Below are 21,183 nucleotides of genomic sequence, written 5' to 3'. Positions count from 1 at the left end.
TTCTTTTGCAGCGATCAGCCAACCGCGAACAACGAACAAGGCTTTATGAGACGATCGTGGGTCACATATCTTTTGGTTGCGGGGCTGCTGATGCTGCTCGCGATATTAGGTGTGCTGCAATACCGCGGACTGACGCAGATCAACCGGACCGAGAGCGAAAAAGCACATCAACGCGTTCAGGAACAAGCAGATCGATTCGCGATGGACTTTAACCGCGAGATGCAGAATGCGTATTTCAATTTTCAAACGGACGCTGAAAGTTGGAAATCAAAAAACTGGGCTCCCTTTAACGAACGGCTCGATTATTGGCGGGAAAAGACGACGTATCCTGAGCTTATCGATGATTTTTATTTTTTCGAGGCAGATCCGCAATCCCCGCCGCTAAAATATGACAAGGCAACGCGGGCCTTTGTTCCGGCCGAATCTACGCCCGACCTGACGGTGATCCGAACACGAATTTCCGACGAAAAGAGTTTCCGTCCGGTCTTTGACGACATTTATACTCTCGCTTTGCCGATACACAGCGTCGGACCAAAGATGGAGCGGATCGTGATCCGTCCAGCCAACGGGCCTGCTCATGAGCGAATGACAATGCCGCCTCGATATGGCTTTCTCGCGATCAGGCTGAATGAAAAAACTATTAGGGAACGCGTCCTTCCTGATCTCGCGGCGAAGTATTTTGGAGACGGCGAGTACCGCGTTGCTGTGGGCGACAAGGCCGGAAACAATGTCTTTCAATCCATAAACGGAGAGAACCGCGACGCAAGCGCTCCGCTCTTAAATCTCGCGCCGGAAAATTTCATCCAATTTACAAATAAAAATATCCTCTCAGCTATCGACAGCGAACGCAAAGTAGCTCGAAGCGACGTGATGGTAAGTTCGCGGCTTGAAACGACAACACTCGTCGCCGGGCAACCGCTCGAATCCAAGCCCGAGACGTTCCAGATCGAAGTCAAAAAAGACGGCAAGCCGAAAACGGCTGTGTTTACCCGCACGTCGGCTGACGGCGGCAGCGATTCGCCATGGACGTTAGTGGTCCAACATTCGTCAGGCTCTCTCGATGCGTATTTGGCCTCGACGCTGAGGCAGAACCTGGCCATGGGATTCGGCATTTTGGCGTTACTTGCAGCTGCGGTTATTGCGATCATCTTTTCGGCTCACAGGGCAAAAATGCTGGCTCAGAGGCAGGTTGATTTTGTTTCTTCGGTTTCACACGAATTTCGTACGCCGCTCGCTGTGATCTACTCCGCCGGCGAGAACCTCGCCGACGGAGTAGCAAAAGAAGACGGCCAGGTTTCGCGTTATGGCGATCTGATCAAGGGCGAAGGCAAAAAGCTGTCGGGAATGGTCGAGCAGATACTCGATTTTGCCGGAGCGAACTCGGGACGCAAGCAATACAATTTTGTCCAAACAAATATCGCCGATGTCGTCGATGACGCTCTCGCGGAGTGCAATTCCCTGCTCGAAGGCAAAGAGATCAAGGTCGAGACTGACATCGCAGAGACGTTGCCGGCGATAAGAGGCGACCGCTCGGCTCTCAGTGGTGCGATCCAGAATCTGATCGTTAATTCAGTCAAATATGGCAACGGTGCGAATTGGCTTCGAGTTTCTGCCGAGAATGGCGGCGGCAATGTAAAGATCTCGGTCGAAGATCGCGGCATCGGCATTTCAAAGAGCGATCTGCGGCAGATATTCGAGCCATTCTATCGTTCCAAAACCGTCGTTGACGCCCAGATCCACGGGAATGGGCTTGGGCTGTCGCTCGTTCGGCAGATCGCAAAAGCGCATGGCGGGTGTGTGTACGCAACGAGCGAGGTTGGGATAGGAAGTAGGTTCACCCTCGAGATTCCGGCAAATGGCAATTAGCCACAGAGAACAACGAGACAAAGATTGAAAAAGTCTCATCCTTTTCTGTGAACTCTCTTGCGAAAAAATCTCTTATGAACATCCTTTTGGTCGAAGATGAAGAAGGTCTGATCATCACGCTGACCGACCGTCTGCGGAGTGAGGGTTTCGACGTGACCTCCGCGAACGACGGGAAATTAGGATTCGAAGCAGCCCTCGCGGGACATTTTGATCTGATAATTCTTGATGTGATGCTGCCGAAGAAAAACGGCTATGACGTCTGCCGCGATCTCCGGCAAAAGGGCATAAATACGCCAATCCTGATGCTAACAGCAAAGGGCGAGACCATCGACAAGGTATTAGGTTTAAAACTCGGAGCCGACGATTATCTGACCAAACCGTTCGAAGTGATCGAGTTGCTCGCCCGCGTTGAGGCTTTGCTCAGGCGTTCACCGCATCAGACCAATGGTGCGACCGCTGAGTCATTTAGATTTGGAAATATCGCGATCGATTTCAAACGAGCGGAAGTTACAAAACACAACGAACGTCTCGATCTCTCGGCGATGGAATTCAAACTGCTTCAGTATCTTATCGAAAATCGTGGCGACGTCCATTCACGCGACCAGCTATTAGACGCCGTCTGGGGCTACGACGCAATGCCGACTACGCGAACGGTCGATGTCCACGTCGCATGGCTGCGGCAGAAGATTGAAGAAAACCCGAGGCATCCGCACTATATTCAGACCGTACACGGCATGGGCTACAAGTTCATGGCCTAGTCTCGAACCTCATGAAGCATCCTCTGAAATCTCCCCGCATCCTCTTTCATCGTAATATTGTTAAAAAACACGTAGGAAAGTCGCTTTTTTGGCAGTAGCGAAACGAGTTCCATCAGCTCGTCGTCTTCGTACGTATATCGCCAGCGTGGAATGCCGTGGAGACGGTAGTAGCAACGATCCGGAGTGACCGTTTGACGTGAAAAAGGATCGACGCAGTGCCAAAGGCTGGCCTCGTCGCAGACTTCTTTTATAACATCGTCCTCCCATAATTTTCCACGCGGTTCCCAAGCGAAATTTAGCCCGCCGCGGTCAATATTGGAAAAGAACTGCTTGAGATTAAGTATGTTTTCCGGCAAAGGCTGAAATTTGGCCGGACACTGGAACAAGATCGTTCGGGCCCTAAGAGCTTTTGCACATTCGATAGTCAATTCGAGAGCTTCTCTGACGGTGTCTGTTGGTTTAAAGAATCCGGCTTCTTCCGTTTCTTTTTCCGTTAGCGGGCGTTTTAGGCGTCGATAGGTCGGGCTGCTCGATTCATGAGTGATCATTTGCCACGCCTTTAATGTGAATTCGAAATCGTCAGGGACCTCGGCCCTCCATTTTTCGAGGGTTTTGATCTGAGGCGGATCATAAAACGTATGCTGGATCTCGACCACCGGGAGAGAAGCGACATATTCGGGCCGTTTAGAACGGCCGAATCCGCACGTTCCGATCTTTATATTCTGTTCCACTACAATCCGAACGAATGCGGAACGACGTAGAGAACAACCGCCGCATAATGTATGATGCTGCCGAGCAGGATAAATACGTGAAAGATGGCATGATGGTGTTTGATGCTCGTCCACGGAAAGAAAACAACGCCAAGCGAATAAGCAACTCCGCCGGCGATCGTCAGTGCAACCGGCATCAACCCCAGAGCGTTAAATAGCGGTTGCACAGCGAACACACCTAGCCATCCCATTAGCAGATACGAGATGACGTTTATTGCAGGGAAACGGTCGCGTATCAAGAGTTTTACTAAGATACCAACTGCCGCAAAGCCCCAAATTCCTGCCATCAGGGACCTTCCCAGCGGATCGTCAATGATCACCATTCCAAACGGAGTATAGCTGCCCGCGATGAGCAGATAAATACAGCAATGATCTACAACCTGGAGATTTTTTTTAGCTCGATGGGACGTGGCACTGTGATAAAACGTCGAAGCTGCATAAAGCACCACGAGCGACAACCCATATACCACGCAGCTAAATAACGACCATCTGTCGCCGTTCAATCCAGCCAAAACTACCAGCACGGCGAGACCGATCACGCTCAACATAAGCCCGAAGCCATGTGTGATGGTGTTCGCCAGTTCTTCGATCGGTAAAACTTTGAGCTTTGCTTTGATCACAGATTATTCAACCTGTGTTCATATTATCAGAATAGCCGCTCTGAGAATGTAATAATTGCGTCGCCTTCGGCTAAAATTCCGAGTCCGCAGTCGATCGAAGCCGGCGAGCAACGCCCGAAGCGTACGCAGCTTCTTCGACCTTTGACGCTACAGCTTCACCGACCCGTCGGTCGAATACTGATGGAATGATGTAATCGGGATGGAGTTCGTCGGGGCCGATTATATCGGCGATCGCATTTGCCGCGGCGAGTTTCATTGCTTCATTGATTCGTGAGGCACGGCAATTTAGGGCTCCGCGAAATATACCGGGAAAGCAGAGAACGTTGTTGATCTGGTTTGGATAATCACTGCGTCCCGTCGCCATGACTGCGACGTGGCCCGCAGCGTCTTCAGGCATGATCTCCGGGGTTGGGTTCGCCATCGCGAAAATGATCGGGTCTTTTGCCATATTGGCGAGGTCTTTTTCGTCGATAATGCCCTGGGCCGAAAGACCGAAAAACACATCTGCTCCTTTGATCACGTCGTGGATCGTGCCGGTTTCGGCATCAGGATTGGTATTGCGGGCGTACCAATCTTTGACCCAATTCATATTTTCCTTGCGGCCCGGATAGATCGCACCTGTCGTGTCGCAGCCGATGATATTCTTTACGCCCGCGGCCATGACGATCTTAGAGCAGGCGACTCCCGCAGCTCCTATACCGTTGACAACTAGCTTGATGTCCTCCATCTTTTTGCCGACGATCTTGAGCGCGTTGATCAATGCAGCGAGAACGACGACGGCCGTTCCGTGTTGATCGTCGTGAAACACAGGAATATCAAGCTCCTCCTTTAATCTTTCCTCGATCTCAAAGCATCTAGGGGCAGAAATGTCCTCGAGATTGATACCGCCGAATGCGACAGAGATATTTTTGATCGTTTCGATGATCTCGTGCGGATCTTTTGTGTTCAGACAGATCGGAAATGCGTCCACCCCGCCAAATTCCTTGAAAAGCTGACACTTCCCTTCCATAACCGGCATCGCTGCTGCCGGGCCGATATCACCAAGGCCGAGAACTGCGGTTCCGTCCGAAACAACCGCAACCGTATTCTTTTTGATCGTAAGATTAAAGGCTTTCTCGGGGTCTTTCGCGATCGCTTCGCAAATGCGAGCAACTCCCGGCGTATAGGCCATCGAAAGGTCGCTGCGCGTCTTCAGCGGCATCTTTGACGTGACCTCGATCTTGCCGCCAAGGTGCATCAGGAACGTGCGGTCGCTTACGTTGACGACATCAACACCATCAATATCGCGGACAAAACTAACAATTTCTTGCGCATGGGTTTCGCTCGCCGCATTTACAGTAATGTCGCGGATCAGGAAATCTCTCCCGACGCTGACAATGTCAATGCCTTCGATATCGCCGCCGGCCTTTCCGATAGCGGTCGTGATCTCGCCGAGTTTGCCCGGTTGGTTATGTATTCTGACGCGAAGGGTAAGACTGTAACTGGCGTTCGGTGTTGGCTTGTGGTTCATAAAGCAGATGCCGCCTCTCAATACGGGCGCTGATCGCATTGCGAACTTAAAAGTATGACGAAAAAGACGGGCTAGGGCAAATTGGAGTGGTCAAACCATTGGCGAAACAAAGGGCAGATCAGTTACTGTCGCTCTTATGCCATTTACCGTCAATTCAGTGCCGACAGCCAGATGATCATAACGAACAAATGCAAGTGCAATATTTTTTTCTAACTTTGGCGAAAATGTGACCGACGTGACACGGCCGGCATTTTTCCCTTCGGCTGAGGTTAACTCGTGGCCCATCATGAATCCGGGCGCAAACGCTCTGGATTCTGACAAGATCACCCCTGTCAGCCGTTTGGCAACGTGCCCGCGAAAATGGATACGTGCAATGATCTCTTGTCCGATGTAGCAGCCTTTTTTGTACGAAATAAGGCCATCCATGCCTAGCTCGGGGACGATGGTCGTCTCGTCCATATCGACGCCATATTTTGCAATGCCGGATTCGATGCGGATAACCTCGTAGACGTCGTCGGAGATAGCGACGGCATTGGCGGCCAGCATTTCATCGCGAAAGACAGTGGAGTTATCGCTCTTAACAAACGCCGCCCTCTCGCCAATATTCACGCCGCCCGCTGACGCAGGAGGGTCTGACATGTTGAATAATTCGAAATATGAATAATTTGACGAGAGGTCCTCGACAAAAAATCGCCAGCGAAGGTAAATCGACATAAGTTGTTAAATACCTTTTCCCGTGTCGTTTCTTCGGTTTCAAATAAAAATCTATCGCCTTGCCTCAGCACTCTTACGACGGCAAGCAATCGTCCCTGAGCATTCGGAAATGCCGCAAGCATTATCTGTCCATCCACGAGCGTCTTCATGTCGTTAGATATCAAACCGTCGAGAAATTGGATGGCCTCTTTGCCCCAAACCGCTATCAGGCCGCGCTTCTGCTCGTAGGATCCAGTTCCGCCGCTGCGTATGTGGTTATAAATTTCCAGATCTTCTGTTTTCATTTCGTAGAGATAAGTTCACCGAATCGATAGTAAGCAAAAAGTGCGAAGTGTGACGCTTCACTTATCGTGTATCACCGATTCCGGATGTCTCAGTTCATTCTTTAGCAACAGCATTTGTTACAATACAATTTAACTCTATTACGTCGGACAGCATTTTACATAATGAATCAAATATCAGAATCAGTCGTCCTTGAATCGCTAAAGCAGATCATCGATCCAGATCTAAAAAAAGACATCGTCACACTCGGGTTCATTCACAACCTTGAGATCACAGACGGAAACGTCGCGTTCACCATCATGCTAACTACGCCGGCTTGCCCGGTAAAAGAGCAGATGGAAGCTCAGGCCATCAAGATCGTCAGCGGTCTCGAAGGCGTTACGAGCGTCAGCGTCAAAATGGACGCCGAAGTGCCGCAAGGACGAGGCATCGCTAATAATATAGCGATCGCCGGCGTAAAAAATATCATTGCCGTCTCAAGCGGCAAAGGCGGCGTTGGGAAATCCACTGTTGCCGTTAATATGGCGATCTCGCTCGCCAAAAATGGTGCAAAGGTCGGCATTATGGACGCCGACGTTTACGGGCCAAACGTGCCAATGATGCTCGGCAGCGGCTACACACAGCCCGATGTCGTTGATGGCAAACTAAAACCGATCGAGGCCCACGGCGTCAAAATGATCTCAATGGCAGTGCTCGTGCCGCCCGACAAACCGATGATCCTTCGCGGACCTATGCTGCACGGCGTAGTCCGGCAGTTTCTCTCGGACGTAAATTGGGGCGAGCTCGACTACCTCATAGTTGATATGCCGCCGGGAACAGGCGATGTGCAGCTTTCACTGGCTCAGCTCGTGCCTGTGCAAGGTGCAGTTTTGGTGACAACGCCGCAGGAAGTCTCGCTTTCGGACGTTCGCCGAGCAGTAAAAATGTTCGAGCAAGTCAACGTCCCGGTTCTGGGAATTATCGAAAACATGTCGTATTTTATCGCTCCCGACACCGGCAACAAATACGAAATTTTCGGCCGCGGCGGCGGGCAGAAACTGTGCGACGAATACGGACTCAATTTCCTCGGCGAGGTCCCAATGGGCATGGAGGTCCGCGAAGGCGGCGACAGCGGCGTTCCGGTCGTCGTATCCTTCCCAGAGTCGCTTCAATCAATCGCTTTCAACAAAGTCGCCGAAGAGGTCGCACGCCAGATCTCGATCGAGGCGATGAAGCCCGAACTAACAATTCTAACGCGAGCTCAATAGAGTGCCTTGTTTGATAGTTTACTTGTAATTTCCAACGGAAATCGCTAATATTTATTTTAATGTAAGGTTTCGCTTTTGCGGCCCCTCATATTTTGAAAACAGGAGATACCTAATAATATGTCAGCAGTTGCAGCACCGACCGTAGAATTGACCGTTACCGATCCAGCCGTTGAAGAGATCAAGAAATTTCTTTCGAGTGAAGACGATCTGCCGGAAACGGCCGGGCTTCGCGTACGTGTGGTTCCGGGCGGATGCTCGGGATTTCAGTACAGCCTTAACATTGAGGAAGAAAACAAGCCCGGCGATTTTGTGATGGACAAATCGGGTATTCGGCTGTTCGTCGATATGTTTTCGGCACAGTATCTCAACGGCATCACGATCGATCACACAACGAATATGATGGGGTCGGGCTTCACCTTCGAAAACCCGAACGCCACCGGCGGATGCGGTTGTGGAACGTCGTTCTCGGCTTAGTCTTACTTGGCACAAACCCGCACGTAGTAAGGGCGTAACACTCACATAGGATGTTACGCCCTTTCTACGTGTGGGCTTCTGCATTTTAACCAAGGCTTTTGCATTATTTTCGTATTTTGATGGAAGCACCTATCTATTCGGTGTGTCTTGAATCACACAGGACAACTCGGAAGGAAGAAAGGCGTAGGCAGGCGGCGGGGTTTACGAAAGCGGAGGTCGAAAGACCTCCGCCTCGGCGTGTCTTTAACTGCGTTTTATCATTTACTGCAATCATAATCCAAACCAGATGCATCCATACAAAACCGTTATGTTTGCATTATGCTAAGCAATCGGTCATAATATCGTTCGGGTCAAAATATCACGGTTCACAATTTGGGTCGTAACGTTTGGTCGAAATTGGCAAAATTTCGGGAATTGATATTGGTTTGGTTCTTTTTATATAGTAGGTGAGCCATTCACCCACTCTCTTCAGTCCCCCTTTTTTGCACATCAAAATATTGGAGAATAAGGTTTGAATAATTTAAAAAAGGTTCTATGTCTATCGGTGTGCGTCACGTTTGGCGCCGTATGTTTTACAGTTTCGGCAAATGCTCAGACGCGTGATCGCGTGGTCAAACCGACATCGAGCCAGCCAACCAACATGCCGCCCTCAGCGGCCGAACAGACAAGACCTCAACCGGCATCACGCCCGACACTGACCAATCCGATCATCGTCGTTAGCCCCGCACGAAGCGAAAGTAAACCACTAGTTACGCGAACATCATCATCGAAGGCAGTAAATTCGCCCGCCGCAATGGCATCAGCGGGTCGTTCTGTTTACGCCATGTCCACCTCGCTGAAGATCGACAACGCGATCAAATCGCGCTATGGCATTCGCTATGTTTACGGAACCGCCGGGCCAAACACATACGACTGTTCAGGATTCGTTTGGAGCGTATTCCAGGAAGCCGGAATTGATTTTACTCGCTCGAGTGCCCGCAGCATGTGGTCAATGTCTGATCCTGTTTACGGCGACGAGCGTTTCAAATACGGCACCCTCGTTTTCCTGAATAATTTCGGACACATGGGCATCGTAGCTGATGAAAATGGTTTTTATCACGCATCGTCGAGCAAAGGTATTACTTATTCACCGTTCGCCGGTTACTGGCAGAACCGCATTGTCGGGTTTGGCCGCCTGAAGCCGCAATATACCAACACGCAGTCCGGAAACCAGGACGATCGATAGTTTCGGATCACGAGATCAATAAAGCCCGGCACTCGCGAAATGCGAGACCGGGCTTTTGCTTTTCCACTTCACCTTACTAACTGATGAATCCGGGCCTGATCGACGGTTCCTTGCACTCATAAATGACGGCTATCTTGTCGATCGAAACATACGCGACCTTTTCCTCTTCGTCACGCAGATAAAGCACGCCGGAATTAACATCCATGACATCGCCGCGAAATGTTGCGTTCGTTCCGCAGGTAATATCTACCTTTTTGCCCATCAGACTTTTTAGCAATTCTTCCATATTTTTCACTATAACCTGTTATTCATCGCTGCGACACGGCCAGCCGCGGCCCATCGGCTCTCGACTCTCGCTATGTTTGCCTCCGGTTTCGCCTGTCTTGTCGAAAAGCTCAATGCCGACGCTATGATCGCAATGTCACGATCTGCCTCACTTACCTTCGCAGGCTTGTGCCTTTCATTAAAACGGGGAATAAAGCCGGTATCGAGCTTTCCGTCGATAAATTCCTGATCGCGCATTACGTCGCGGAAGAACGGCAACGTCGTCTTAATGCCGCCGACCTCGTATTCCTCTAGAGCCCGGCGCATACGGTCGATCGCCTCGGCCCGGTCTTTACCGTAAACCGCGAGTTTCGAGATCATAGGGTCATAATAGATCGAGACCTCAGCCCCCTCGTACACTCCGCCGTCATCACGAACACCAGGCCCCTGAGGCACTCGCAGCCGTGTGATCCTGCCAGGGCTAGGCATAAAATTGGCTTCCGGATCCTCGGCATAGACGCGGCATTCGATGGCGTGGCCTCGAATCTGTATGTCGTCCTGGGTGAACGACAGTTTTTCGCCCCACGCGACGCGTATCTGTTCCCGTACAAGATCGATGCCGGTGACGAGCTCGGTCACCGGATGCTCGACTTGGAGCCGCGTGTTCATTTCAAGAAAATAGAACGAGCGGTCGACGTCCGACACCAGAAACTCGACGGTTCCGGCACCAACATAATTAACGGCTTTCGCGACCTTGACTGCACATTCGCCCATTTCCTTTCGAAGCTCCGCCGAATTGATCGGCGATGGAGCTTCTTCGATCACTTTCTGGTGCCGTCGCTGGATCGAACACTCGCGCTCGCCCAAATAAACGTGATTGCCGTGCGTATCCGAAAAGACCTGTATCTCGATATGCCGCGGAGCAACGACAGCCTTTTCGACATACACTGCGTCGTCACCAAAACCGGCAAGAGCCTCAGATTGTGCACCTTCGAGTGCCGATCTCAATTCCGATTCGTCGAACACCAGCCGCATTCCCTTGCCGCCGCCGCCGGCCGAAGCCTTTAGCATCACCGGATAGCCGATCTCCGCCGATGTTGCCTTTGCCTCTTCAAAAGAACGCAGGGGCTCGGTCGTCCCAGGGACGATCGGCACATCGGCCTCGATCGCGATCTTTCGTGCCGACATCTTGCCGCCCAAGCCTTCCATCGCCTCAGGCGGTGGGCCGATGAATACGATCCCGGCGGCCGTTACATTGCGGACAAACTCGGCATTCTCCGACAAAAAACCATAGCCGGGGTGGATCGCTTCGACACCGGCCCATTTCGCCACTTCGATGATCTTTTCCCAGCGGAGATAGCTCTGAGCCGAAGGCGGCGGCCCGATGTGAAACGCCTCATCCGCCATGCGCACGTGCAATGCATCGCGGTCGGCATCCGAAAACACAGCCACTGTCGCGATATTCATCTCACGACAGGCACGTATCACACGACAGGCGATCTCGCCAAGATTAGCTATTAATATCTTCTTGAACATTTATTCAACGATCGAATCGTATTGATTCTTCGGATCGAACCTTATCCCGACCTTTGATCCGGGCACATAACGATCACCATTCAGCATCTGTTCGGACGTCAACTCATCAGCCGATTCGAAATCGACACCATTCAACGTGTAAACAAAGACGACAAGTTCGCGGCCTTCGCTGTCGGTCTTCGTATCGATAATAGAGCCGTCTGTAATGCGGCCATTAGCCAGCAAATTACGACGGCGTTCATCGGGATCGAACGGCTTCTTCCCAAATATCTTGTCAAAAACTCCCATTCTTAATCCAGAACAAGCGGCGGCTTTTCGTATTTCGCCCGAAGTTTATTGATCGCTGCGAGTACCGTGGGCCGTTGAATGATGCGTGCTTCCAGCGGACGTTTGCCCGGAATATCGACCATTATTAGGCCGAGCAAGATCGTCAACACACCCTGTCCCGGCACTCCCGGCAGTGAAAGTAAAATGCCTAGACAAATCAGGAAAACACCGAGAATATTCTTAGCGATCACTGCTCCCCAACGTACTAGCCACGGGCTATCCGGCAAAAAATCACGTTCGTGATGCGAACTAAAATAATGCGGTGGAATCTTAACCATCACGATACCTAGAGCGACAAAGCTGATCGTCAACGACACCAGAAAAACGACAACCCCAAGCAATACCCTTTGCCACGTCAGTGACTGCCAGAAACTGACCAACCAATCGATCAGTTGAACCCGGAACACAACAGCCGCCGATACTGCCAACACGACGACTAGAGCAGCTATGACGAACTCGGTCCAACTCACAGAATTCCAGAACCGACGCAATCGTTCGATCATTTTCCAGGCTCTCCCTCGATCCGCCGAAACTCTTTCCAGATATAGAACATACGGTGTACTAGTGTCCAGACCGAACCCACCGCGAGCACCCACAGAACCTGAGGCATGCGGTTAAAAGGAAAAAGTCCGAATCCCAATTCCAAGTTGAGAGTGCCCCGATGATGAGTAAGACAACACGTTCCGGCCGCTGCAGGAAACCGACATTTGCCTTTACGCCGAGGCTTTCGCTCCGTGCGGGCGCGTAGCTGACCATTACGGACGATATGAGGCCGACTCCGGCGAGAAAAACATTAAGGATCGAATGCTGAGGTGCGTTGCCCGCATAAAAGATCATTATGCCGAGAAATGACACCATATCTGAGAGCCGGTCGAGTGTTGAATCAAGAAAACTTCCGAATTTTGTGACGCGGCCGCTCAACCTGGCAACATTGCCGTCGAGCATATCAAAGAGGTTGGCAACTATCAGCACAATACCCGCCCAGAAAAACTCGCCGAGCCCGAACAACACGCCGCAGCCGATATTGATCGTTACGCCGATCCCCGTCAGGATATTTGGCGAAATTCCCGCAGACGCGAGTCCGCGCACCATCGCGTTGATGATCCGCATTGCCCCGCGTCCTATTTCTGCACCTAGCATTCAGCATTCAGCATTCAGCATCCAGCGAAAGCAATCCCGATGACTGCTTAGCGCTTATTGCTGAAGGCTTACTCCTTTTCGTGAATTGTCCTCAATCGGCTGATCTCAAAATTACGGAAACCCGTCGGCGTTCTTACTTTGATCTCGTCGCCTTCCTCTTTGCCCATAAGCGCTTGCCCGATCGGTGAAACAGTCGAGATCAGGCCTTTATCAGGATCGCTTTCTTCGGAGGTTACGAGCTTGTAAGTAACTTTTTCTTCCTTTTCAAGATCGAAAAGCACCAAGGTTGAACCATAGGCCGCACGATCGGTCGGGATCTTTGAAATATCGATCGATTCGATCTCCATCAACCGCTGCTGCAATTGACTGATCCTGACCTGAACCATTGTTTGTTTCTCTTTCGCGGCCTTATATTCCGCATTTTCACTTAGGTCTCCAAATTCGCGGGCGTGTTGTATCGCCTTTGGCAGGTCAAAATGTAACTGACGTTCCAGAACGTCCAGTTCCGCCTGCAATTTCTTCTTTATCGTTTCCATAGATCCTGTACTTTATGAGCCCAGCGTTCTAACCTCATACATCGCGGGTTCACCGAGCTTTGATTCCTTTGGTGCCGAAAACGAGATGCCGATATCACGTGCAGTTCGTACAAGCTGGCCGTCGATCGGAACGTTCTTTATATTTGCTATCGCCTCATGCAGCGGCACGGTGACGATCGTTCCTGCCTGCAGTGCAACCATCTTTCCGGTTTCGCCGCTGGCAAGAGCCCGCACCGCGCATGCTCCAAAATTCGTCCCGAGCATTCGGTCAAAAGCATTCGGGCTGCCGCCGCGCTGCAAATGTCCGAGCACAACGCATCGGGATTCTTTGTTGGTCATTGCCTCAATACGGCGTCGGATGTGTTCTCCGATACCGCCGAGCCGCAATTCCTGAGTGTCCGAGTACATCTCACCCTTTCCGACCTCCGTTGCACCCTCGGCGACCACGATATTCGTAAACCGCGAACCGCTCTGTTCGCGTGCCCGCACTTTCTGCACGATCGAATCGAACGAGAACGGAATTTCCGGTATCAGGATAATGTCAGCACTGCCGGCAAGTCCCGCGTGGAGTGCGATCCATCCCGTATTGCGGCCCATTACCTCGAGTATCATGACACGATCGTGCGACGCTGCCGTCGTGTGCAGCCGATCAAGAGCCTCGGTCGCGATATCGATCGCTGTCATAAATCCGAACGTTAATTCGGTCGCCGCGAGATCATTGTCGATCGTTTTGGGGACACCGATTACAGGAAATCCGCGTTTGTGAAACTGCTCAGCTATTGCAAGCGTTCCCTCGCCGCCGATAGCAACAAGTGCTTCGATCCCGAGAATGTCAAGATTCGCCAGTGCCTCGCCGATCGGCATTTGCGGAAAGCTGGGCTTGCCGTCGACCATCTTGACAAAACTACCGCGGTTCCGAGTACCGAGTATCGTGCCGCCGCGCGGCAGAATGCCGCTGACGCTCTTGGTATTCAATTTGTGCGTGTGCGTCTCACCGAGGATGCCTTCAAAGCTGTCCTCGATCCCGATGCAGCTCATTCCGAATTCGCCGATCGCCGTCCTGACGACTGCACGAATCGCGGCATTCAGGCCCGGAGCATCCCCGCCGCCGGTCAGTATTCCGATCTGTTTGTACATATAAAAAAACTATTTTGCCGCTCGAAAGAGACCGCCTGATTCGGTCAATTTCGCCGCTTCAGGCATCGATTCGATCGCCTTGGCCACCTGCGGATCTACCTCGAGCAGAACCTGTACGCCGGCCTCCGACGAATAATGCGCCGTCGCCAGTTCCTCGCGGATACGTGTTCTGGTGTGATCGAGTTGTGAGCTGACATTTTCTGCTGTTAGGCCGTAGACCTTATCGGCAGCAACAAAACTGCGAAATGCGTCGAGCATCTTGTCCGTCACCTGAAACTCATTCGGAGCCAAAACCTGTTTGAATGTCTGCTTCTCAGTTTTTAACGAGTCAAAACCTGCGACCTTGCCGGCCACCATCTGGCGTACAAAGAAGAACGCCGCCTCATTGATGCGCGAACGAAGCGGGCTCGGCTTTGTAGCCGCCACCTGGACATCAGGTTCGATCCCCCGTCCGCCATACAATACCCTTCCGTTTGGCAGTGTGACCGGACTGCCGGCCGGTTTCGGCGCAATGTCTTCGGTCGGTGTATCGGGCGAATCAGCGAGGTGTGAGTAATAATCGTAGATCGAACCGCTAGAATAATCACGCTGGAGCGAACGGCCGTACGGCGTGTAATAACGAGCGGTCGTAAGCGTCAACCCCGTACCGAACGGCAAGCGAAATACCCGCTGCACCAATCCCTTACCAAAGCTGTCGCTGCCGACGATCAATGCCCGATTGTAATCCTGTAATGCCCCGGCGACGATCTCCGACGCTGAGGCCGAGCCGCCGTTTATCATCACGACGATCGGAAACGTCTCTTTTGTTCCGCCGACGGTTTTGAGTTCGCGGGCGGCGGATGAGCGAGTTGATTTTACTGAAACGACGGTCTGCCCGGCCGGAACAAACTGGCTGACGATTCCAATGGCTTGTTCCAGAATTCCGCCGGGGTTGCCCCGCAGGTCCAGCACAAGCCCCTTCATACCTTGTTTTTTCAACTCCGCGATAGATGCTTTTACCTCTTCGGCAGAGGTCTGCTGAAAACCGCCGGTGAATCCGATATAGCCGACCGAATTGGGCAGCATGAAGTAATTGCGGACCGACGGCAGCGGCACGCCGCCGCGGACAATTTCAAAATCCTGGACCGCTGACCCGACCCGTTCAAGACTTACTTTAACCGTTGTTCCGCGTTCGCCGCGGACATTCTTAGATACTTCAGCGCTGGTCCATTCTGTCGCGTCTTTTCCGTCGACCGCCATAATTCGGTCGCCGTACCGCAAGCCGGACTTATCAGCCGGCGTGCCCGGTACCACCGATTGAATATAGACGCCGTTATGATGCTGCAAGATCGAGACGCCTATGCCGTAGAACTGCGAGGCTTGCTCCTCGTCCATCTTCCTTAACTCGGCTTGGCTAAAAAACGAGGAATGGGGATCAAGCGTCCAGAGCGTTGCCTGCATCGAGCTGTCGGTGATCCTCTCATGATCGACCTTGCCTGCATAATTCGCTTCGATGAGCCCCAACGCTTCATTATAATCGGCAGCTACACGTTCGGTCGTCACGCCGGCCTCCGCCGAAGTGCGAACGGGCATTTTGCCGAAGAATCCGCCGACTGCGGCTCCCACAGCGACCAACATCAATGCAATGACCGGGAATTTCTTGTCCATCGTCTACTCGTCCTAAACGTGAGATTATAGCATAAATGCCTCTTTGTTTTTGATGCAGTCGCGGCGTCAGGTTTGCAATTTACTTTTGTCCGCCAAAACTCTACTATTACCTTTTTGCTTGATGAGCATTGATCTATCAATCGTAGTGCCCGCATTTGACGAAGAGGCCCGCCCCGGCGTCACGATGACGAAAATTCTCGACTTTATCGATATCGATTCGATCAATGCCGAGTTGATCATCGTCGATGACGGCTCGGGCGACCAAACGGCCGAAGTGGCGCGCGAATCGGCCTCAGCGTTTCCCCGCATTGAAACCAATATCATTAGATACGAAGAGAATCGAGGTAAAGGTTTCGCCGTAAAGACCGGACTTTTAGCGGCGAAGTCAGATCTTGCCCTTTTCAGCGACGCCGACCTTTCGACGCCGATCGAGGAGATGGACAAACTGCTTGATCCGATCCGAAGCGGTGAATATGACGTCACATTTGGCTCGCGGGCCATCGACCGCAGCCTGATCGGCACACACCAACCGTGGCGTCGCGAACAGGGCGGCAAAGTGATGAACCTCATTATCCGCACAATGTCCGGCCTGCCTTTTGCCGACACGCAGTGCGGTTTCAAGGCATTTAACCTCGCCAAATTCCGGCCACTGCTCGATGTAATGCAGATCGACAGATTTGGATTTGACGTCGAATTTCTATTCGTCGCAAAGTATCACAATTTGAAGCTCGCCGAGATCCCCGTCCGTTGGAACGACGTCGCTGGTTCAAAGGTCAATGTCCTCCGCGACACGCGCCGTATGATCAGCGAACTAAACCAGATCCGGCGAAATGCTCGACAAGGCCTCTATGACCTAGAATAATTCACCACAGAGGCACGAAGGTCGCAGGGTTTGTTCTGCAAAGGTAAAGGAGTCGGCGTACTGTTTTGCTCTTTTTGCGGCTTTTCGCGGCAAATTCTTTTCCTCTCTCTGTGTCCTCCGTGCCTCTGTGGTAAATTCTTCTTATTATGGCCGCTAAGTTAAACGTCAACATCGATCACGTTGCAACTATTCGCGAAGCTCGCAAGACCATCGAGCCGAGCATCGTCACCGCCGCCGTCATCTGCGAACAGGCTGGTGCCAACGGCATTACGGTTCATCTTCGCGGCGACCGCCGCCACATTCAGGACCGTGATATCGAACTGCTGCGGGATGTCGTTACAACATATCTAAACGTCGAAATGGCCGCGACCGACGAGATGGTGTCGATCGCAACTCGAACAAAACCCGACGCCGTCTCTCGTCCCTGAAAGCCGAATGAGATCACGACCGAAGGCGGACTCGACGTTGCCGGTAATTTTGAGCCCGTTAGTTGGGCTGTTGGGCAATTGAAAGCTGCCGGGATCTTCGTAAGTATTTTTATTGACCCTGACCCGGCCCAGATCGACGCGGCTAAAAAGGCCGGTGCCCAGCAGGTCGAACTTTGTACCGCGGAATACGCGGAACTCACACTTTCAGCCAGAGCTGCCCACGGCGAAGGTGCCCAAAAGGCCGCCGCCGAGGTCAGCCGCATTCGCGAATCGTGCGTCCACGCGAGTTCGCTCGGCATGATCGTCGCCGCCGGTCACGGCCTCACTTACCGCAACGTCGCGGCCCTCGCCGCGATTCCCGAGATCACCGAATTCAACATCGGTCACAACATCATCTCGCGCGCCGTTTTTGTCGGATTGAACCAGGCAGTTAAAGAGATGATCGACGCTTGTCAGAACCGGGAGCGATAGCGACGTGGCTCTTCGCCCTCAAACAAGATCAAACATGAATAACAGCAAAATGTTCCTCGCAGTGGCGTTTGCCGTTGCTGCACAAATTACAATTGCGTCCGCGATAACGTTGCCGGAGATAGCTCTCATTTCAAGCGAAAGTTCGACGAGCTCGATTTTCTTCGACAAATGCGTTGCCGGCACCTGTGTGAACGGCAAAGGCACGATCGTCTATACAAATGGCGATGCCTACGACGGTGATTTCGTTAATAGCCAAGCGCATGGCAGCGGCACATATAGGACTAAAGCAGGCATTGTGTATGTCGGGCAATTTGCCAAGGGCACTTACACCGGCAAAGGCAAGATCACTTATCTGAACGGCGAAACGTACGAGGGCGGTTGGCTACTGAATCAGCGTAGCGGAAAAGGAAAGGCGATCTACCTCGATGGCGAGGTGTACGAAGGTGATTGGTTGCTGGACAAACGACATGGTATTGGACGCTGCGCTTACGCGAACGGCGACATCTATTACGGCAATTGGGTCAATAACAACAGAGACGGCAAGGCGACCTACTATTTCAAAGACGGTAGCTACTACATCGGCTTTTGGAAAAACAATTTGCAGCACGGCGAGGGGAAATATTACAACAAGAAAACGGACAATACGATAAGCGGAACATGGAAAGATGGCGTTTCTCCTAATGCACCGGCCCCAAAGCCAACTCCAAGCACAACCACGGGTCAGATGACCTTCGAGGGCGGAGCAAAATATGACGACGCGGTTCCGACTGCCAAGCCAATTGCCTCGACCACCACGAAATGCCTGTCCGGCAATTGCCTCAACGGCTTTGGGAAATACCTTTTTGCAAACGGAAACACTTACGAGGGCTATTTTGTAAATGGACGTGGAAGCGGCAAAGGTAAGGTCATTAATACGGACGGTTCGTCCTACGTCGGCGATTTCGTCAACGGCAAGATGGAAGGTCGCGGCATTTTCCTTTCCGCCAATGGAAATACCTACGACGGCGTCTGGACTAACAATGTTCGATCCGGCCAAGGAACCCAAACAGTAAAGAAAAGCGGCGAGGTTTATGTCGGACAATTCGCTAATGACAAACGTAACGGCAAGGGCAAGGTCACTTATACAAACGGCGACACCTATGACGGCGACTGGGTGAATAACCTCAGAGAAGGCCAGGCGACGTATACATTCAAAAACGGCAGCTACTACATCGGCGGATTCGTAAACGATAAGCAGCACGGCACCGGAAAGCAATTTAACAAGCTCGCCGGCATCACGATCGAAGGAATTTGGACCGATGGAAAATTCGTCAACACCGCCACGACAACTAAAGTAACACCGACCGCAACCGCAGTTAAACTCCCTATTGATGGTATCGCGACGCAATTACGCGAAACGTTGAACGGTAAATATGATTATTTAGATAGAAAGCCTCTCACGTATATATTGACCAATAAAAAGACGAAAGAGGTTTTACGTTACCGGATCGAATTTATCGAAGACGGCGGCAAGCTCGCTTTCCGTTGGAAAGAAAGCACGAAAAAAGAACAGTCCGAGAAACTCGTCATCACTGACGCAGCTTTATCTACGGCTAATAAATACGTCAACTTCTTCTCGACCAAAACCGCGATCGCACCCGACGGAGAGATCGCCTTCATCCTTAGTCAGAAGCTCCACAAAGAACTGAAAGATAGGAAGGAGATAAGTCTGAACCTCGGAAGCGGCGTCAAGCGTCTTACGTACATCATGCAGTTTACAGCCTCAAGCGGAACGTACACTGACAAAAACATAAAGGTTCTTCATTTCCACGCCGACGATCTAGCGACCAAAATCCAGATACTAGACGATCCGATATGCCCGCTGATCGTCAAGATCGAAACGGCGGAATACACGTTAACTCTAGTTTGAGGATCTTAATTGGAGAGAACTATTCCGCGCTCCGCAGGATCTTTTCCATCTTTTTGCCCTTCGCGAGCTCGTCGATGAGTTTGTCGAGCCAGCGGATCTTCTGCATTAGCGGGTCTTCGATGTTTTCCACACGGATGCCGCAGACGGTGCCTTTGATGAGCGGGGCGTTTAGGTTGAGCCGCGGGGCCTTGTCGAAGAAATCGCGAAAGCTGGTACGCGTCTCGATCTGCTTCGCGAGCCCGGCCTTCGTATATCCCGTCAGCCAGCGAATAACCTCGTCAACCTCTTCCTTCGTGCGGCCTTTCTTTTCGGCCTTCGCCACATAATGCGGATAAACCCCCGCAAAACTCATCGCAAAAACTCGTTCGTTTGTCATTTTGTCACCTCTCTCGAACCTTTTGGTGCTCTAAAGTGCACTCGTAATGCGTCCGCGAGCATGAATTATGGCGCCCCAACCTCCCCCCCCCACCCAGCAAACCGGACACCCGCACGCCGGCCCAAACCGCCCCCCGGCCCCGGGTGCGTGTTTGGTTTCCGGGGAAAACGCCCCCCCCCCCCGGGGGGGCCCCCCCCCCCCTTCGGTTCCTTTTTTTGAAAAATAATCTCTCCCCAAGCCCCCGCCACGGGCCAACGCCGCGGGGGCCACCTCCCCAATTCTTTTCAGTCCCCCGCTCCCCCGCCTCTAAACGGGGGACCCCCGGGGAGCCGCGGAAAAAACCGGAAATCCCCGCCAAACCCCCCCCCGCTCCCCCCCGGGGGGGGCGCCCCGTGTTCGCCTCTCTTTTCCCAAATACAAATGGCACCGGGAAACGCCCCCCCCCCTCGGGACCCCCCCACGTTGGGCCCCGCCCCCCCCTCCCCCCCCCCAGCACCCCCCGCCCCCGGAGGCCGCGGGGATGGACCCGGCCGCCGCCCCCGCCCGCGGCAGCGGCACCCCACGCGGGCCCGACCCCCCCCCGCCCCTGCCCCGGCCCCCCTCCCCCCCCCCGCGCTGGCCCGGACGCGCAAGACACCGCCCCAGCCCCAAGCGAACCGGGGGCCCGGGCGGAGAGACCCCCCCCCCGCCGGCTCCTCGCCCCCAGCGAAACTCCCCGGCCCCCGCCGGGCCAAACGAGAAGACCCCCCGGGCAGAGAAATTCCCGCGGGGGCGAGTTTTTAAAAGTTTTCCTCTTGTCTTTCATCAATCCTGAGCACGATTCCTGCCGTCCCGAGCACTCGGCATGGCGTCCCGAGCACGAATCTTGGCGTCATGAGCACGAATCTTCGCGTCGTGAGCACGAATCTTGGCGTCGTGAGCAGGAATCTTGCCGTCGTGAGCACGAATCATGGCGTCGTAAGCACATCTTTGTGCTTCGTATCGAACTTTTCATCCTTTATGAGCGACTTTCACCGCTTCGTTTCAAGTTTTTATGCCCTTGGTGAGCGATCGTTAGCGCTTCGTGAAGAACTTTTTGTGCTTC

At 52.6% G+C, this 21,183-nt stretch carries 21 protein-coding genes and 1 pseudogene; 8 read left to right on the top strand and 14 right to left on the bottom strand.

Annotated features, from left to right (window positions below; translation table 11 throughout):
• Positions 1–45: 45 nt before the first annotated feature.
• Together IPK01_10885 and IPK01_10880 are read left to right on the top strand one after the other, a co-directional pair.
• A complete protein-coding gene (locus tag IPK01_10885; protein ID MBK7933983.1) occupies positions 46–1,866 on the top strand; it encodes a HAMP domain-containing histidine kinase in 1,821 nt (606 codons plus the stop codon).
• Positions 1,867–1,940: 74 nt separating this feature from the next.
• Complete coding sequence (locus IPK01_10880) at positions 1,941–2,624, top strand: response regulator transcription factor (protein MBK7933982.1); 684 nt, start codon at positions 1,941–1,943, stop codon at positions 2,622–2,624.
• On the opposite strand, the gene IPK01_10875 is transcribed toward IPK01_10880, so the two are convergent.
• The 5 genes from IPK01_10875 to IPK01_10855 form a co-directional block, all read right to left on the bottom strand.
• Complete coding sequence (locus tag IPK01_10875; GenBank protein ID MBK7933981.1) at positions 2,621–3,355, bottom strand: DUF72 domain-containing protein; 735 nt, start codon at positions 3,353–3,355, stop codon at positions 2,621–2,623. The genes IPK01_10880 and IPK01_10875 overlap by 4 nt on opposite strands.
• Positions 3,355–4,014 (bottom strand): hemolysin III family protein, encoded by a 660-nt coding sequence (locus IPK01_10870; GenBank protein ID MBK7933980.1) that lies wholly within the window; start codon positions 4,012–4,014, stop codon positions 3,355–3,357. The genes IPK01_10875 and IPK01_10870 overlap by 1 nt, the downstream gene beginning before the upstream one ends.
• 70 nt (positions 4,015–4,084) lie before the next feature.
• Positions 4,085–5,524, bottom strand: coding sequence for an NAD-dependent malic enzyme (locus IPK01_10865; protein ID MBK7933979.1), 1,440 nt, complete (start codon positions 5,522–5,524; stop codon positions 4,085–4,087).
• 90 nt (positions 5,525–5,614) lie between these two features.
• Entirely contained in the window at positions 5,615–6,163 is a 549-nt protein-coding gene (locus IPK01_10860; GenBank protein MBK7933978.1) for a hypothetical protein, read from the bottom strand.
• Positions 6,130–6,522, bottom strand: a complete 393-nt coding sequence (locus tag IPK01_10855) for a hypothetical protein (protein ID MBK7933977.1) — start codon at positions 6,520–6,522, stop codon at positions 6,130–6,132. The genes IPK01_10860 and IPK01_10855 overlap by 34 nt, the downstream gene beginning before the upstream one ends.
• Positions 6,523–6,684: 162 nt before the next feature.
• On the opposite strand from IPK01_10855, the gene IPK01_10850 reads away from it, so the two are divergent.
• The 3 genes from IPK01_10850 (at position 6,685) to IPK01_10840 (ending at position 9,466) form a co-directional block, all read left to right on the top strand.
• Positions 6,685–7,767, top strand: coding sequence for an Mrp/NBP35 family ATP-binding protein (locus IPK01_10850; GenBank protein ID MBK7933976.1), 1,083 nt, complete (start codon positions 6,685–6,687; stop codon positions 7,765–7,767).
• A 117-nt stretch (positions 7,768–7,884) separates the two neighbouring features.
• A complete protein-coding gene (locus IPK01_10845) occupies positions 7,885–8,241 on the top strand; it encodes an iron-sulfur cluster assembly accessory protein (GenBank protein ID MBK7933975.1) in 357 nt (118 codons plus the stop codon).
• Positions 8,242–8,752: 511 nt separating this feature from the next.
• Positions 8,753–9,466 carry a C40 family peptidase gene (locus IPK01_10840; protein MBK7933974.1) on the top strand — a complete coding sequence of 238 codons (714 nt, stop codon included), beginning with the start codon at positions 8,753–8,755 and terminating at the stop codon, positions 9,464–9,466.
• A 76-nt stretch (positions 9,467–9,542) separates the two neighbouring features.
• On the opposite strand, the gene IPK01_10835 is transcribed toward IPK01_10840, so the two are convergent.
• The 8 genes from IPK01_10835 to IPK01_10800 form a co-directional block, all read right to left on the bottom strand.
• Positions 9,543–9,752 (bottom strand): hypothetical protein, encoded by a 210-nt coding sequence (locus tag IPK01_10835; protein MBK7933973.1) that lies wholly within the window; start codon positions 9,750–9,752, stop codon positions 9,543–9,545.
• A gap of 8 nt (positions 9,753–9,760) precedes the next feature.
• On the bottom strand, positions 9,761–11,266 hold the full coding sequence (gene accC / locus IPK01_10830; GenBank protein ID MBK7933972.1) for an acetyl-CoA carboxylase biotin carboxylase subunit: 1,506 nt from the start codon (positions 11,264–11,266) through the stop codon (positions 9,761–9,763).
• Positions 11,267–11,554, bottom strand: a complete 288-nt coding sequence (locus IPK01_10825; GenBank protein ID MBK7933971.1) for a hypothetical protein — start codon at positions 11,552–11,554, stop codon at positions 11,267–11,269.
• A gap of 2 nt (positions 11,555–11,556) precedes the next feature.
• A complete protein-coding gene (locus IPK01_10820) occupies positions 11,557–12,096 on the bottom strand; it encodes a hypothetical protein (protein MBK7933970.1) in 540 nt (179 codons plus the stop codon).
• A 58-nt stretch (positions 12,097–12,154) separates the two neighbouring features.
• Positions 12,155–12,703, bottom strand: a complete 549-nt coding sequence (locus tag IPK01_10815) for a CDP-alcohol phosphatidyltransferase family protein (GenBank protein MBK7933969.1) — start codon at positions 12,701–12,703, stop codon at positions 12,155–12,157.
• A gap of 98 nt (positions 12,704–12,801) precedes the next feature.
• Positions 12,802–13,269, bottom strand: coding sequence for a transcription elongation factor GreA (locus IPK01_10810; GenBank protein ID MBK7933968.1), 468 nt, complete (start codon positions 13,267–13,269; stop codon positions 12,802–12,804).
• Positions 13,270–13,281: 12 nt separating this feature from the next.
• Entirely contained in the window at positions 13,282–14,406 is a 1,125-nt protein-coding gene (locus tag IPK01_10805) for a 6-phosphofructokinase (protein MBK7933967.1), read from the bottom strand.
• Between the two features lie 9 nt (positions 14,407–14,415).
• Positions 14,416–16,053: a S41 family peptidase gene (locus IPK01_10800; GenBank protein ID MBK7933966.1), complete on the bottom strand. Its 1,638-nt coding sequence runs from the start codon at positions 16,051–16,053 to the stop codon at positions 14,416–14,418.
• Positions 16,054–16,174: 121 nt separating this feature from the next.
• On the opposite strand from IPK01_10800, the gene IPK01_10795 reads away from it, so the two are divergent.
• The 3 genes and pseudogenes from IPK01_10795 (at position 16,175) to IPK01_10785 (ending at position 19,723) form a co-directional block, all read left to right on the top strand.
• Positions 16,175–16,915, top strand: a complete 741-nt coding sequence (locus IPK01_10795) for a glycosyltransferase family 2 protein (GenBank protein MBK7933965.1) — start codon at positions 16,175–16,177, stop codon at positions 16,913–16,915.
• Positions 16,916–17,061: 146 nt separating this feature from the next.
• Positions 17,062–17,814, top strand: a pseudogene (locus IPK01_10790) (pyridoxine 5'-phosphate synthase).
• A 34-nt stretch (positions 17,815–17,848) separates the two neighbouring features.
• Positions 17,849–19,723 (top strand): hypothetical protein, encoded by a 1,875-nt coding sequence (locus tag IPK01_10785; GenBank protein ID MBK7933964.1) that lies wholly within the window; start codon positions 17,849–17,851, stop codon positions 19,721–19,723.
• A gap of 19 nt (positions 19,724–19,742) precedes the next feature.
• Here the strand turns inward: IPK01_10785 and IPK01_10780 are convergent, their stop codons facing one another.
• The gene (locus IPK01_10780) at positions 19,743–20,099 is read right to left on the bottom strand and encodes a DUF2200 domain-containing protein (GenBank protein ID MBK7933963.1); all 357 of its coding nucleotides are present in this window, start codon (positions 20,097–20,099) and stop codon (positions 19,743–19,745) included.
• Positions 20,100–21,183 lie beyond the last annotated feature (1,084 nt).

The organism is Acidobacteriota bacterium (assembly GCA_016713675.1).
Classification (GTDB): Bacteria; Acidobacteriota; Blastocatellia; order Pyrinomonadales; family Pyrinomonadaceae; genus OLB17.
This window is presented reverse-complemented; position numbering and strand designations above follow the sequence as displayed.